This window comes from Peribacillus sp. NPDC096540, from assembly GCF_050278525.1.
GTDB lineage: Bacteria > Bacillota > Bacilli > Bacillales > DSM-1321 > Peribacillus.
On record NZ_JBNNTG010000001.1, the window covers coordinates 390,096 to 405,190 of the forward strand.

12 protein-coding genes are annotated in these 15,095 nt (G+C 38.8%); 10 read left to right on the plus strand and 2 right to left on the minus strand.

The annotated features are described in order from the left end of the window. Nucleotides 1-4 precede the first annotated feature (4 nt). From ACQKMR_RS01865 to ACQKMR_RS01880, 4 genes are all read left to right on the plus strand, one after another. The gene (locus ACQKMR_RS01865; RefSeq protein WP_427695742.1) at nt 5-703 is read left to right on the plus strand and encodes a hypothetical protein; all 699 of its coding nucleotides are present in this window, start codon (nt 5-7) and stop codon (nt 701-703) included. Nucleotides 704-768: 65 nt separating this feature from the next. Next, entirely contained in the window at nt 769-1,560 is a 792-nt protein-coding gene (locus tag ACQKMR_RS01870; protein ID WP_427695743.1) for a hypothetical protein, read from the plus strand. Between the two features lie 16 nt (nt 1,561-1,576). Beyond that, a complete protein-coding gene (locus ACQKMR_RS01875) occupies nt 1,577-2,008 on the plus strand; it encodes a hypothetical protein (protein WP_427695744.1) in 432 nt (143 codons plus the stop codon). Nucleotides 2,009-2,168: 160 nt separating this feature from the next. Next, entirely contained in the window at nt 2,169-4,535 is a 2,367-nt protein-coding gene (locus ACQKMR_RS01880) for a penicillin acylase family protein (protein WP_427695745.1), read from the plus strand. Between the two features lie 143 nt (nt 4,536-4,678). Here the strand turns inward: ACQKMR_RS01880 and ACQKMR_RS01885 are convergent, their stop codons facing one another. Together ACQKMR_RS01885 and ACQKMR_RS01890 are read right to left on the minus strand one after the other, a co-directional pair. Then, on the minus strand, nt 4,679-4,897 hold the full coding sequence (locus tag ACQKMR_RS01885) for a hypothetical protein (protein ID WP_427695746.1): 219 nt from the start codon (nt 4,895-4,897) through the stop codon (nt 4,679-4,681). Beyond that, complete coding sequence (locus tag ACQKMR_RS01890) at nt 4,890-5,513, minus strand: sigma factor-like helix-turn-helix DNA-binding protein (RefSeq protein WP_427695747.1); 624 nt, start codon at nt 5,511-5,513, stop codon at nt 4,890-4,892. The genes ACQKMR_RS01885 and ACQKMR_RS01890 overlap by 8 nt, the downstream gene beginning before the upstream one ends. Before the next feature lie 156 nt (nt 5,514-5,669). Here ACQKMR_RS01890 and ACQKMR_RS01895 point away from each other — a divergent pair, with 156 nt between their 5' ends. The 6 genes from ACQKMR_RS01895 to ACQKMR_RS01920 all read left to right on the plus strand — a co-directional run bounded on the left by ACQKMR_RS01895 (nt 5,670) and on the right by ACQKMR_RS01920 (nt 14,911). After that, nucleotides 5,670-5,831, plus strand: a complete 162-nt coding sequence (locus ACQKMR_RS01895) for a YvrJ family protein (RefSeq protein WP_427695748.1) — start codon at nt 5,670-5,672, stop codon at nt 5,829-5,831. A gap of 403 nt (nt 5,832-6,234) precedes the next feature. Continuing rightward, nucleotides 6,235-7,071 (plus strand): GNAT family N-acetyltransferase, encoded by an 837-nt coding sequence (locus ACQKMR_RS01900; RefSeq protein WP_427695749.1) that lies wholly within the window; start codon nt 6,235-6,237, stop codon nt 7,069-7,071. A 151-nt stretch (nt 7,072-7,222) separates the two neighbouring features. Beyond that, nucleotides 7,223-7,681 carry a DinB family protein gene (locus ACQKMR_RS01905; protein ID WP_427695750.1) on the plus strand — a complete coding sequence of 153 codons (459 nt, stop codon included), beginning with the start codon at nt 7,223-7,225 and terminating at the stop codon, nt 7,679-7,681. 547 nt (nt 7,682-8,228) lie between these two features. Beyond that, nucleotides 8,229-12,047 (plus strand): bifunctional 2',3'-cyclic-nucleotide 2'-phosphodiesterase/3'-nucleotidase, encoded by a 3,819-nt coding sequence (locus ACQKMR_RS01910; RefSeq protein ID WP_427695751.1) that lies wholly within the window; start codon nt 8,229-8,231, stop codon nt 12,045-12,047. Nucleotides 12,048-12,963: 916 nt separating this feature from the next. Then, complete coding sequence (locus ACQKMR_RS01915) at nt 12,964-14,559, plus strand: spore germination protein (RefSeq protein ID WP_427695752.1); 1,596 nt, start codon at nt 12,964-12,966, stop codon at nt 14,557-14,559. A 121-nt stretch (nt 14,560-14,680) separates the two neighbouring features. Next, nucleotides 14,681-14,911, plus strand: coding sequence for a hypothetical protein (locus ACQKMR_RS01920; protein ID WP_427695753.1), 231 nt, complete (start codon nt 14,681-14,683; stop codon nt 14,909-14,911). Nucleotides 14,912-15,095: the final 184 nt, after the last annotated feature.

The following is a 15,095-nucleotide window of genomic DNA, read 5'->3' on the forward strand; positions in this document are numbered from 1 at the left end:
ATTAATGAATAAACAACAAGAGTATGATCCAATAATAAAATCTTATCTGAAATTTCAGACCCCTAAAGAAAATAGGGGGAATGTCATCGTGTATTTTTTAATTTTTTTAGATGCTTTAGGATTATTACCAATCGTGGCGGTTCCTTTTTCCCATGATTTTTTTATCGCTGCACTTATCCCCATCGTAGTCATCCATTTATGGGCGCTACTGTATGTCATCGCGCCTTATAAGTTTGAACAGTCTTATTATTTATTCTTTGGTTTTTATGGACTCGTCAATACATATGTGTTCTTTCTTACCACACAGAAGCTTTTATATAGAAACATTGGAGCAGAGGGACCCTGGCCATTTATCATGGGTGCCATCTTTTTTATCGGGCTGATTATCGGAGCGAATGGGCTCAATATTAAAGCCCTCTATTCGGGCACATATGCAAGACTTCAGAAAAAGGGGACAAAGGCGAATCTTTCTCCGGTAGTAGCGGCATCTGGACTAGGATATGTCATTGCTCAATTGATATTGACTTATATTTACAGTGAATCGGTCCGAATGATGATATTCGTGTTGTTGATATCCATTTTATCGATTTTAACAGCGTTTTTCTCCATTTATATTCACCGATATTTTTTTATTTTGAAAAATCATGATATGGTCAAACAGATGTATCCGCAATTTGGATTGCCAAAGAAAATAAGAAACTAAGAATCGATAAAATTGTTTTAATACAAAGGGGGCGGAACCCCCTTTAGGAAGGGGAGACGCTTTAGATGAAAGTGACATTAACGAGCAAGGATTTGTTTATTTTGATGAATTTTCTTGGAGCAAAGGCGTTAATTGGCATTTCCAGCCCATTCCAGCAAGTCGGGAAAGAGGAAATGGAGCACGAGTGGGAAAGCTGTTTCAAGAAGCTTCATCAAATGGGACTCGTCGATTATATCGATAACGAATTGAAATTTGACGATACATTCATTGGGGCCATGTGGGTGTTGGCGCGAACGAATGTGATCGTGGAAATTCTTATGGATGAACAAGAAAAGAGCTTGTTTTATTTTAGCGATGACTCTGTTGTTGAATGTTCAAGGATTCGAGATGAAGAATACTCGTTGAAGCTGCACGGCACTCCTGACTGGACATGGAATTCTATCATTCTTCCAAGAATGCTGATGAATCAAGAGAATTTACCAACTCGATTGAGCGACAGCTTGCTCGTTACTCCTCAGGATTATACGGTATATCGTGAAAATCGAGGCATCCATAACTCTGAATCACTTATTAAATTCAATGAATTAAAATCTGCTCCTTTAATCGTGAAGCAGCTAGACCGCTCGTTCCAAAGGATGTTACATACGAAACGATTAATGATGTTCTATCATATGAACCATCAATGGAATGTCGAAGGATTACATGTGCTTGCCTCTCCTTCATATAATTGGACATTCAAGATGGTCAATAGAGAGGGAATGGAAATGCTCGAAGCGGAGCAGGGCACAAGTGAGAAAATTTTAGATGAGGTGCTGGATGTCATTAAGAGAGTAAAACAAGAACAGCCTGTGAATTAGGGATGGTGAATCTAGCATGGTCTTTAAGAAGAAGAAGGATTTAGAAATAAATAAAACATGGTACTGTATAGGAATTTTGACGGATCAAGGAATGCAAGATGAAGAATATGATGCTCTTTCAAACCGTATTCTTGATTCGGTGGAAAATGTAGTGGTCATATCGGATTTGATCAGGGTAAATTGGGAGAAAGGAAAATTGGAAACCTTGAACGAACGATTCAAGAATCCGACACTTTCTGATCCTTGTTTTATTATTAATGAATTCATAGAAGAGGATATCAAACGGGAAACGAAACTTCTTGAGAAAAACCATAAATGGAAGAGGTTTTTTGGAGCCCTATCACAGATTGACTACCTGGAGGCAGAGAATAAGGCAACCCACGATTTTGATAAGTCCCTTTTGTATACGGATGATTTAGACAAAGTGATTGAATATCTGAATAAATAAGAAAAGCACACCGATTATTTGTTTCGGTGTGTTTTCTATATTCTTAAGTGATGAAAGACAAAAACAGAAAAAAATATGGGGGAAGTAGGAAAGATGGATAGAAACGCGAATAACTAAAGTAGAAAGAAAGAGAGCTTTAAAGGGAAAGGGAGATGTAGCAATGGAAGCTGTCGTACCTCAGCAAAAACCAAAACGGAAGTGGAGAAAACGCGTCCTATGGAGTTTAGGAATTCTGATTTTACTTTTGCTGTCTGTCTTGATTGTAGCAAACGTATTTCTATTGCGCTCACTGCCCGAAACCAAGGGAGAAATATTGCTATCCGGTCTTTTGAAACCGGTTACAGTGGTGAGGGATTCCAGTGGGGTACCACATATCAAGGCGGAAAATGATCATGATTTGTATTTAGCACAAGGGTATATTCAGGCCCAAGATCGTTTATTTCAAATGGATTTAAGCAGGCGCCAGGCTTCAGGTAGATTAAGTGAAGTAATTGGTGAGAAGACAGTTGAAAATGATAAATATTTCCGAACGCTGGGGTTGAGGCGGGCGGCTGAAGCTTCCTATGCAGAGTATACAAGTGAAGGAAAAGAAGCCTTGGATGTGTTTGCCGAAGGGGTAAATCTCTATATCGATGAATTGAAGGAGAACGGAAAATGGCCGGTAGAGTTCACTTTACTTGGCTATGAGCCAGAACCCTGGACACCTGTTGATTCTCTCACTATAGGCAAATATATGGCCTTTGATTTGGGCGGGAACTGGGAAGACCAAGCGTTTAGACAGTATTTACTGCAAACATTTCCAAAGGAAAAAGCATATGATTTATTCCCTAATTATCCAAAGAATGCACCTTATATTATTAGTAAGCAAGAGTTGGATATTGAAAAAAGCTTTGCTGGGGCCGTTATTCCTTATGAATTCAATGGCAGCAATAACTGGGTCGTTTCGGGGAAGAAAACAGATTCAGGTCAGCCGCTTTTGGCGGATGACCCCCATCTAGGCTTAGCCACCCCGTCTGTTTGGTACCAAATGCATCTGGAGGCTCCGACTGTCAATGTGAGCGGTGTCATTTTTGCCGGGATTCCGGGAATCATCCTCGGTCATAATGAAAAGGTAGCCTGGGGTGTGACCAATACGGGACCGGATGTTCAGGACCTGTATATCGAAAAGAGAAACCCGGCAAACGAGAAAGAATTTGCTTACAAAGATAAATGGGAAAAAGCAAATATCATAGATGAACCGATCAAGGTAAAAGACGGTAAGACGCTCGATTATAAGGTGACGGTTACCCGACATGGTCCGGTTGTCTCCGAGTTTGCTGGTAAAAGTGGAAAAGATATGGTCCTTGCGTTAAGGTGGACAGCGCTTGACCCATCTGCTGAGCTTGAAGCGGTATTGAATATGAATAAAGCGAGAGACTGGAAAGAATTCGAAAAAGCCCTCTTGAAATTTGAAACGCCGGCACAGAATTTTGTCTTTGCTTCGGCGGATGGGACTATTGCTTATAAGGCGAACGGGAAAATCCCAATTCGGAAAAAAGGGGACAGTATGTTACCTGTACCTGGCTGGACCGATGAATATGAATGGAAAGGCTATATCCCGTTTGATGAACTTCCGAAAACGATCAATCCAAAAGAAGGGTTCATTTCAACGGCGAATAATAAGGTCATTTCCGATGATTATCCTTACCATATCAGTAATAACTGGGCACAGCCTTTCCGTCAGATGAGGATTCAGGAATTTTTAAAAGCCAATAAAAAACTGACGGCTGAGGATATGCAAAGTCTGCAGATGGATCAGGTGAATCTGCAAGCGAGAGAATTTGTCCCTCAATTTTTAGAGGTGCTAAAGGGCTCATCGGGTAAACAGGAAGCAGAGGCTCTAAGAATTCTGAAGAAATGGAATAATATTGATTCTGTAGATGCTGCAGCGCCGATGATTTTTAACGTTTGGATGAAAAAAATCGGTGAAGTTCTGCTTACAGATGAAATACCTGAGGAAACGCTCAACCTTTTTAATGGAAGACGCTCTGCCGTTGATGAGTTGCTGCGACGGGCATTGGAAGGGAAGCCGGGTCCTTGGATAGAAGAAGCTGGAGGACTGGAGGGAGTACTTGCTAAGTCATTACAGCAGACGTTGAACGAACTGGAGGTATCACAGGGTAACGACATAGCTGATTGGGAGTGGGGGAATTATCATCAAGTCCGCTTTAACCATCCACTTTCGAGTGTCACTCCGTTAAATTATTTGTTTAACAGCGACGGCGGAATTCCAGTCGGCGGCAGCAGTGTCACCGTACAGGCAGCAGCATTTCAAGATGATGGAACCGTCAATCATGGAGGCTCATGGCGCTTTGTCATCGATCTATCTGATATGAATCAAGGCTACCATCTCGTTGGTCCGGGTCAATCAGGTAACGTTAAAAGCAAATGGTACCACGATCAGCTTGATGATTGGACTGACGGAACCTATCACAAAACCGTATTAGATCATCCAAAAGGCGATAAACTAACATTAAACCCATCATAAGAATTAGCGTAACCTTACTTGCTTTGATAGAAGTAAGGATTTTTATGATACTGGAGTGATACGATTAAGTGCTTAATTGACACAATACATCGCAGCGGTAAAAAAGAGTACCAAATTCAGCGTGAGCTGAACTTGGTACTCTTTTAACGGTTTTGTTTAGTTAAGAAATCTGAAAGGAACTCTTCGAAATTGGGTGCTTCGATAGCAGCTATTTTTTCGTATGATTCAATGATTTTTAGTTTGATCTCTTGTTCAAGGTCATTTCTGTCTTGATAGTGTGTGTTTTTTAATGATTTTTTTATTTTAGGATTCAAAGAATCAATAAGGTCAATTAATTCTTCTTTTGAGAGTTTTTTATCCACAATACCTTTTCTCCTTCCTATCATAAACATCATTCATATAATACTTTTGCAGTTTTTTGAGAGCTTGTTTACGGATGCTTGAAATATTCTGAGGTGACTCATGAAAATAAGCAGCAATTTCTTTATTAGATAGTCCATAAGAAAAGGCCATGGTCAGTACCAGGTTTTGTTTCGTTGTTAAATTCTTCAAGGCTTCAATCAATTTTTCATCACTTAGGTGGGAGGATAGTTCATTGGTTTCCCCCATCTTTTCAAGTCGTCCATCACAGTTGCCAATTCGGTCAATCATTTTTCCGTTATCTTTTGGTGTCGCATCAAGTACCATTCGATAGCGTTCCCGTTGTTTTCGTGCTTTTTTATCAAAATCAACTGAGAAGAAGTAAATTAAAGAGCACATGTATTTGTATACTCTTGCCCGATAATAGAAAATTTTAAATGTCTCGTTGAGATGACCAATGTTGTGTGTAGAAGGGGAATCTAAAGTATCAGTGAAAATCTTTAAATGCTCTGGATTCTGTAAAAATAATTGAATGATTGGCTGTTCGAAGAATGACGAATACTGCTGTTGTAAAAATTCTAATGAATGAGAAAAAAAATTTGAAGTTAACTTGTTCATTGCTATCCCTCCTTTAATTATTAAAGTGATAGACAAGGGGAATAAATCAATTATATACGAACATTCGTTCTTTTTACCATAAATCAATAGTGCTAGATTGATTTTCTGAAACAAGTTTCACTTTAGATATCAGATACAAGAAAAGGGGTGAAGAGGATGATGATTGAGGATGCTACTGTGTGGGTGTCATTAGTTAGCGATTTTGGCTATCCATTCGTCGTTTCTATGTTTTTGCTCTTCCGCTTCGGCAAGAAATTAAAAGAACTGACAACGGACGTAGAGAACTTAAAAAAGTCCGCTCTTAAAACGAAACGATAACCTCAGGACGTTACGTCGCTAGGTAGTGAAAACCGAATTTCGGATTCTATACAAAAGAGGATCCGAAATTCGGGTATAAAGAATTCGGGACGATGGAAATTGAGTCCATTAAATTCCTCCTTTTGAGTCGTATTAGGATAATAATACTCCATTATTTGGAATATACCATAAAATGGGTAATAAATAATCCTCAAATGGAATCATTTTACTACTATAATTCATCCGACAATAGAATTAGGTAGGAAATCCTCCTCTCATACGATTTTAGTTTTATAGGTTAAAGTGAAAATACTTTTAAAAAAACAACTTTTATAAATAAACTTATAGAAAGATTGCAGCATCTCAATAAAGGGGTGCTGCTTTTCTTATTTTTTTGGTAAAAAACTGATATTATGGAAAAGAGGTGACAATTTTGGATAAAAAACAGCTCAAGGATATCGAAAGTCTACAACAGAAATGTGAACAAGAGGATTTTACGTTAAAGCTAAATTGGGAGACGCTTCGCAGCCGAAATGGCGTAATGAAGAATGATTTCTTTCATTATGTAGGAGGTAAACTTGTCGGTTTCCTTGGCCTTTATGATTTCGGGAATAAAGTAGAGATGTGTGGGATGGTTCATCCAGACTTCCGGAGGCAAGGGATTTTTACAAAATTGATGGACGAAGCTATAAGGACTGCTTTGCGGCGGGACTATAAGCTAATTATCCTGAATTCTCCTGCCCAATCTCATTCAGGGCAGGGGTTTTTGAAGCAACTGCCATGTGAGTTTTCTTTTTCTGAGTATCAGATGAAATGGTCAAACGTGGAGCTGGAAAATTATGAGGATGTAGTCGTTCGTCCTTCAAGCAGAGATGATGCGGAAACGGAAATTCAGCTGGATGTTCATTGTTTTCAGTTTTCGGAAAAAGAAGCGCGAGATTATTATCAACGCGTTCAATACGAAGATACTTTGAAAACAATGATGATTGAAAAAGATGGTCGAACAGTCGGTAAAATCCGTGTTGATCATTCGGATGGAGAAGCATGGATTTATGGGTTTTCAATTTTTCCGGAATATCAGGGGAAAGGGCTTGGAAGAAAAGTACTGAAAAAGATTGTAGCCGAACAACGGCAACTTGGGTATGATATTTTTCTTGAAGTAGAAGCAACCAATGATCATGCTTTAAGACTCTATGAATCTTGCGGATTCAAAACCATTCAACGCCAGGATTATTATCAGTATAAAAAGTTAGAAGGCTGAATCGCATAATTGTAATAATTGATTCAATCGTTAAAAGCGGTATGCCCGTTAAAGTGAGTGAGATATCAGACTGAGTATATAAATAAAATCAAAAAGCATTGAGGAATTTTAAAAAATGATGTTTTGGTGATGGTACATAAGGGGGAATAGGATGTTAAAGTTATTCACCTATAACTGGCAGGTGAGAAGAGAGTGGTTTGAGTGGTGCCAGACTGTATCGAGTGCTGAACTTTTACGGCAGCGGAGTGGTGGGGTGGGCACTATTTTAAAAACACTCGTTCATATTATTGATGTTGAATACAGCTGGATTCGGACGATTCAAGGAAAGCCAGATATCGAGATTGATTTGGATTCTTACAATACAATAAAGAAGGTACAAGACTTATCGGAACGTTATCATTCTGAAGTGAAAGATTTTTTGTACTCGTATTCAATTGATTTGGAGAATGATATAGTTGAACCTTCTTGGATGGAAGGTACATACGAAATAGGCAGGATATTACGCCATCTGATTGCCCATGAAATTCATCATATTGGCCAACTGTCTATCTGGTCGAGGGAAATCGGAATCAAACCGGTATCTGCCAGTTTGATTGATCGGGTTTTGTAAGTTCTATTTAAGCATGAAAGAAAACCGGTAAAGCAATCTGCTTTACCGGCTTTTTAGATACTTGAGGAATTCCTAGAGTTTTTTCATAATGTAGGAATACGGATTGAAGGGAATAAACTTATTTTTATAAAATGCATTAGTCCTGTATTTAGTCAGCGGATTATCCGGATTGCAGTCTGCAACTGTTGTAGCTGTTGATCATACTTTCATTCTATAAGGCGCTTTAAAAGGATTACACACAGACACACAAAACCATTTCAATTAGAAAAAGAGCGGTAGAGAAAGAAGAAACTACAAAAATTAGTAGGCTGGCTCATATGGATGAGTCAGTCTCTTTGCATTTATAAAAGGGAGCTTGCCTACCATAATTCAATAATATTCGTTGATAGTTATATATATTTAAATGTAAATGTTTTAAATAAATTAGTTAAAATAGTAATTTTTTATTGTAAATTCTAAATGTTAAGGCAAATCACTTAACTTTTTTCGACAAAATCATGTTATATTATTCTAGAATTTTACAAAAAAAATAGAAAGGTTGTGAAGTATGTCGTTTAAGACCAATGTAAAAAAAATACTAGCCCCGGTTCTTGCTGTGAGTTTAATTACAGCTCCATTTACCATTCCGGTGGAGGCATCCGCCAAAGAAGCTGCCAAGAAACCTGACACGACTAAACCGTTTGTCATCTCCGCTCCTACTGTTAACTATTCAAATGGGGCAAAAGCTACTGTAACGGTCACACCGAAAAAAGGAAATAAGGGGAAGGAAACTGTTGTCTTCCAGCTAATGAATGGAAAGAAGGTCGTTTCACAGTCAGCTGTTGAGAAGGATATTAAATCAGCTCAGAAATTTTCCGCAAACTTCAACTCGTACAAATCAGGTTATTGGATTAAGGTATCTGTTGTTTCCAAGTATAACGGTAAAACGAGTAACTTTGGCACCAGCCTAGCAACCTCCGTTTCCGATGCCCCGTTTGAACTAAGGATCATGGAAACGACAGATATACACACAAATCTAGTAAGCTATGATTATTATAAAGATGCTGTATCAGATTCAGTCGGCTTTTCACGCACAGCAACCTTAATCAAGCAGGCGAGAAAAGAAGTGAAAAATAGTGTTTTAGTTGATAACGGCGACCTTATTCAAGGGACCCCCCTAGGTACATACAAAGCGAATATAGCGCCACTGAAAAAAGGTGAAGTCCACCCTGTCTATAAAGCGATGAACTTGCTTGACTATGATGTGGCCACATTCGGCAATCACGAATTCAACTATGGGCTGTCCTATTTAGATGAAGCCATCAACGATGCGAACTTCTCTTATGTAAATGCAAATATTTATAAAAAGGATAAAGATAAAAATCCAAATAATGATAAAAATAAATATACCCCATATAAAATCGTCAATAAGAAAGTAAAAGATATTAATGGAGCTGAAAAATCCGTAAAAGTAGGCTACATCGGATTTGCTCCGCCACAAATCATGGATTGGGATAAAATGAACCTTGATGGTAAGGTCGTTACAAAAGAAATCGTCGCAACAGCAAAAAAATATGTACCTGAAATGAAGAAAAAGGGCGCAGATGTAATCGTGGCGCTTACACACTCCGGTTTTAATGGCGACACAACGAACACCGAGGATGTCATCTATTCATTAAGTAAAGTGTCTGATATCGATGCCATCACGTTCTCCCATACGCATAAAGTCTTTCCGGCACAAGATGAAGCTTCTTTAGACAGCTTATTTAAAGATAGCCAAGGAAAAGTTCTTAAAGGTGTGGATAATAAAAAGGGTACAATTAATGGTGTACCGGCCGTTCAAGCAGGATATGGCGGTAGTAATCTTGGGATTATCGATCTTGATATCCAGAATATCAAGGGGAAATGGAAAGTCGTTAACTCAGATTCATCAACACGGGCAATCAACGATAAAGTAACTGGGAAGAAAGCAGCTGAAGATGTATCTGTCGTTAAAGCCGTTAAAAAGGATCACGAAGGAACGATCAAGTATGTTAACACACCAATTGGAACGACTACAGCTCCAATTCATAGTTACTTCGCCCTTGTGCAAGATGATCCTTCTGTACAAGTCGTGACAAGCGCACAGAAATGGTATGTAGAAAAATACATCCAAAGCAACCGCCCTGAATATAAAGACTTGCCTATTCTCTCTGTAGGAGCTCCTTTCAAAGCAGGTCGAAATGGAGTCGAAGAATTCACCGAAATAAAAAAAGGTGGTTTGACAATTCGCAGCGCCGGCGACTTATATTTATACGATAATACTCTGAAAGCGATCAAAATCAAAGGTTCCGTAGTAAAAGAATGGCTTGAAATGTCTGCGGGGAAATATAATACAATTGATCCGGCTAAGACTGAGGAACAGGAATTGCTTAATGGAAAGTTCGCCGTCTATAATTTTGATGTGATTGACGGTGTTACGTATCAAATCGATGTCACTAAGGCTCCGCGTTATGATGAAAAAGGCATAAAAGTGTCAGATTCAAACAGGATTACCGATTTAGAATATAATGGTGAAACAGTCAATCCTAATCAGGATTTCATCGTCGTGACGAATAATTACCGTGCTTCAGGTGGGGGTAACTTCCCAGGGGTTAAGGGCAGCGAATACGTGGTTGATTCTGCTGATGAAAACCGTCAAATCTTAATGGATTACATTACACAAGAGAAGGAGATCAACCCAACAGCTGATAATAACTGGTCGATTGCTCCAATCTCAGACAATGTGAATGTTACTTTTACTTCATCACCAAAAGGCGCAGAGTATTTAAGTGAAGACAGTTCAATTTCTTATACAGGTAAAACAGATGATAAAGGCTTTGGTATTTACAAATTCAATTTAAAGAATAAGAACATAAAAGTACAATTATTAGGAATCAATGATCTTCACGGCCAGTTGGATACTACTTCTGAATTTAGTGGTGTCAAACAAGGGCGTGCTGATTATTTAGCGGCGCACTTAAAGCAGCGTAAAGCTGAAAACCCTGAAAATACACTTTTACTATCTGCTGGGGATGCGGTAGGAGCAAGTGCTCCCGTTTCTTCCTTGGTTCAGGATAAACCGACGCTTCAGTTTTTGAATAATATGAAATTTGATGTCGGAACAGTTGGGAACCATGAGTTCGACAAAGGTGTTGAAACCTTGATGGCCCAAATCAATGGCGGAAAGTCCCCAACATCCGATGTTGTTTTTGATAAGTTGAACTTTCCGTATGTTGTTGCTAATGTCGTGTATAAAGACACAAAAAAACCTATTTTAGACCCATACGTCATTAAAAAAGTCGGCGGGGTTGATATTGGTTTCATAGGTGTAGTCACGAATGCCACACCTCAAAAAGTAAGTCCAGATGGAATCAAGAATGTGGAATTCATTGAACAGGCACCTGCCGTAAATAAGGCGGTTAATGAATTGAAGAAAAAAGGTGTAAAATCAATTGTCGTCATCTCGCATGACCCAGGTACTGAAAAAGACGGTGTCATTACAGGTGAAGTAGCTGATCTTGCTAAAGCGGTGGATGATGAAGTCGATGTGATCTTAGCTGGAGATAACCATGCAAGGGTCAATAACTTTGTAGATAATAAATTGATTGTACAAGCTTATTCTTATGGAACTGCTTTTGAAGATGTTGATTTGGAAATTGATCCAAACACAAAGGATATTGTTAAAAAGTCAGCTGAAATTGTAACGGTTACACAAGATGGCATCACACCGGATGCGGAAACAACGAAATTCATTAACGATTATCTAGATATGTTCCCTGAATTGAAAACCCCACTAGGGACAACGGATGAGGAAATTTTAAGAGCCAACGCCTATACACAAGAAACTGGTCTTGGAAATTTAATTGCGGACTCGATGAAGGCCGATTTGAAATCTGATTTTGCCTTCATGAATCCAGGCGGAATTCGCTCAGATATTCCCAAAGGAGAAGTTACCTTTTCTGATTTAGCGAAAATCCAGCCGTTCGGAAATGTGTTGGTCCGACTTGAACTAACTGGGGCTGAATTGAAAACACTGCTTCAACAGCAATGGATTGTTGAAGGCTCTCCGAAAACGTTACAAATCTCAGGATTGAGCTATACTGCCGATTTCAGTAAACCGGTCACGGAACGTGTCACTTTATTGAAGAAAGCAGACGGAACACCAATCAAGGATACAGAAACTTACACAGTGACCGTCAATGACTTCATGGCAAGCGGCGGGGATAACTATACCGTCTTGAAAGGAAAAGAGCGTGTGTTTGGACATGCTGATCTAGAAGCTTTCGTTAACTATGTAAAAGAAACCTTTAAAGGCGGAAAGATCACGGCTGAAATTGAAGGCAGAATTACGAATATCAATAATTAATTGAAGATTATCAGTCAAATTAAAGTTTACTCGTGAATTTACAGGATTTACTCGTAAGTTTTGTGGATTTACTCGTGAATTTGCAGGATTTACTCGCGAAAATATTAAAAGGCGCCGTAAGACAAGGTGCGCATAGATCTTTAGCCACAGCCTTTTCTCTGTATTCAATAGGGGAAAGGCTGTTGAATTTTTCTTGAAACCAATCATCTTCAACGCTTGAAAAATTCTTTCGAGTCTATACAACTCGCTGATCATCAAAGGATTCTTCGTATTACACTCTTCCTCATATTGCAATTTAAGCATCACTCTTGATTCCAAATCGTTCAAGGAGATGCATCCCGCCTCCAACTTTTGTTCAGAAGCTCCTGAAGCTTTATGTGTAACAAGATTTCCTTAGATACATACGTTAAAAGAAGCTACAAACACCTTTTTTGTAGAAAAGTATTTATTTCCTGAAAGTATTAAAAATTGGAAAATAGGCATGATAATAGTGAAGACATCGAACACTTCATTAGGTAACACTATAAGTTTGGAGTGTTAAAAGAAAATGAACAATGGATGCAACCGGATAATAAAAAAAAGGGAGCAAATCCTGTATTTGAAAGCAGTCCAGATTATTTAGATAAATGGGGTTAGCTAATAAAGACCTCATTGGCAGTTTTACTATAGAAAGACCTATTAGTGACATTAACAACATTGAAAACGGGGATTCTCAGTCACCAGGCCAATTATGTACATAAAACCTCCACAAGCAATTGACCATAATGAATTAGCAAATACATAGTAGAGAATAAAATATGAAATTACAAGTGCTTTAAAAACCAAATTACCATATCAAATCTTTTCTCAATAATTTTGAAAGAAATAATAACTCTACCTTCTGAAGAAGAAAAAGACTGAGAGGGGGATAAAATGTATGAGTTTATTTAAGAAACATAGAAAAAACAGCATTAACCTCTCCTCATTCAAACAAGAAGATCAAAATAAGGAAACGAACAAAGACTGGTTAAAAACAAGCCTCCAAGGAAACATTCAACATGTAAAGCAACAGCTTGGAAATAGCGCCGATATCGTGATTAGAGAAATACAAATTGGCAAAGAGCCAATCGTTAAAGCATGTATTTTATACACGGATGGATTGGTGGACACTAATTCCATTCAGAACTTTATCTTGGAATCACTCATGTTAGATATCCATCCTGATCAGGAGCAAATGATATCGTCTCAACAAAACGTTTTACAAGTATTGAAAGGTCGCATCCTTGCGGTTGGAGACATACAGGATGTTACGGAATTCAGTTCTTTATTCACTTCCCTGTTATCAGGGGATGTAATTCTCTTATTGGATGGATATGCACAAGGGTTTACAATCGGTATGCGTGGTGGAAAAGACCGTGGTGTAATGGAATCCACCACGGAAACCGTCGTTCGTGGGCCAAAGGAAGGTTTTTCTGAGAGCTTACGTACCAATACGGCGTTAATTCGCAGAAAAATAAAAACTCCCAGACTTTGGTTGGAATCAAAGAAAATTGGGGAATTGACCAAAACTGATGTAGCAATCATGTATATCGATGGAATTGTGAATGAAAAAGTTGTAGAAGAAGTGCATAAGCGTCTGAATAGAATTGATATCGATGGAATCCTAGAAAGTGGTTATATTGAGGAATTAATTCAAGATGAAACGCACACCCCTTTTCCGACTATGTATTATTCTGAACGCCCTGATGTGATTGCTGCCGAGCTGTTGGAAGGGAAAGTCGCCATACTAGTGGACGGAACGCCGATTGTTCTAGTCGTCCCGGCACTGTTCGTCTCCTTTATACATTCCGCGGAAGATTATTATCAGCGTGCAGATATTGCCACCCTTATTCGTTTGCTTCGTTTTTTTACGATTTTTATTGCTCTACTAGGACCGTCCCTATATATCGCTATCACCACGTTTCATCAGGAAATGTTACCAACTCGACTGCTGATCGGTCTATCCGCTCAACGAGAAGGGGTTCCCTTTCCTGCATTCATTGAAGCTCTTATGATGGAAGTTGCGTTTGAAATCTTGCGGGAAGCTAGTTTACGAATGCCAAAAGCTATAGGACAAGCTATATCTATTGTAGGGACACTGGTGATTGGAACAGCGGCAGTAGATGCTGGGATCGTATCGGCCGCCATGGTAATCGTTGTAGCAATCACGGCTATTTCAAGCTTTGTTCTTCCATCTTTCACCATCTCCATGTCAATTCGCATACTCCGTTTCCCGATGATGGCACTTGCCGCTACGTTTGGCTTATTCGGGATAATCGTTGGGGTCATTGCACTTGTTCTTCACATGTGCAGCTTGCGTTCCTATGGGGTTCCCTATATGAGTCCTTTTGCTCCTTTTATCCGTGATGACATGAAGGATACGTTTATTCGGGTACCGAGATGGGGGATGTTTTCACGCCCCCGTTTAATCAGCCAGAAAAACAATAAACGCGAGCATACCTCGGCACCGAAACCGCCGCGGGATAAAGTGTGAAATTGACAACAAAGTTATCAAAATACACAAAAAAAGCTTCTATTTAGTTGGATAAAGCCATTTACGACGGTACAGTATCCCATTCTGTTATAAAGCAAATAGAGAAAGGAGGTAGAAATTGTTGGCTGTTGCAGGAATCCTTGTCATCGTCGCTATAATTATCGCTATTGATGTTCCTAGTCTGTTGAGGAAAAAATTAAAAAAGGAACTATGGATATTTTCCATTCTTCTACTATTCGGAACCGCGTTAAGCATTGCCCAAGCACTGAATATCAAGATTCCCAATCCACTAGATTTGATTACAGCTATCTATAAACCGCTTTCCGACATGATTGAGAAATTATTAAAGTGAAAAAAGAACATGCAAAAGATGCTTAGGATGAAAAAATTGGCATTTTATATATGATTGATGGTAGGAAAATAAGGAAGTGTGTCCACTTCATATTGAGTATTTAGATGAACTTGATCAGAAAGTTAAAGAACAAAAGAAATTAATTAGTTGTGTGGGAGCAGTGAGGCCTTCATTTTACATCAGG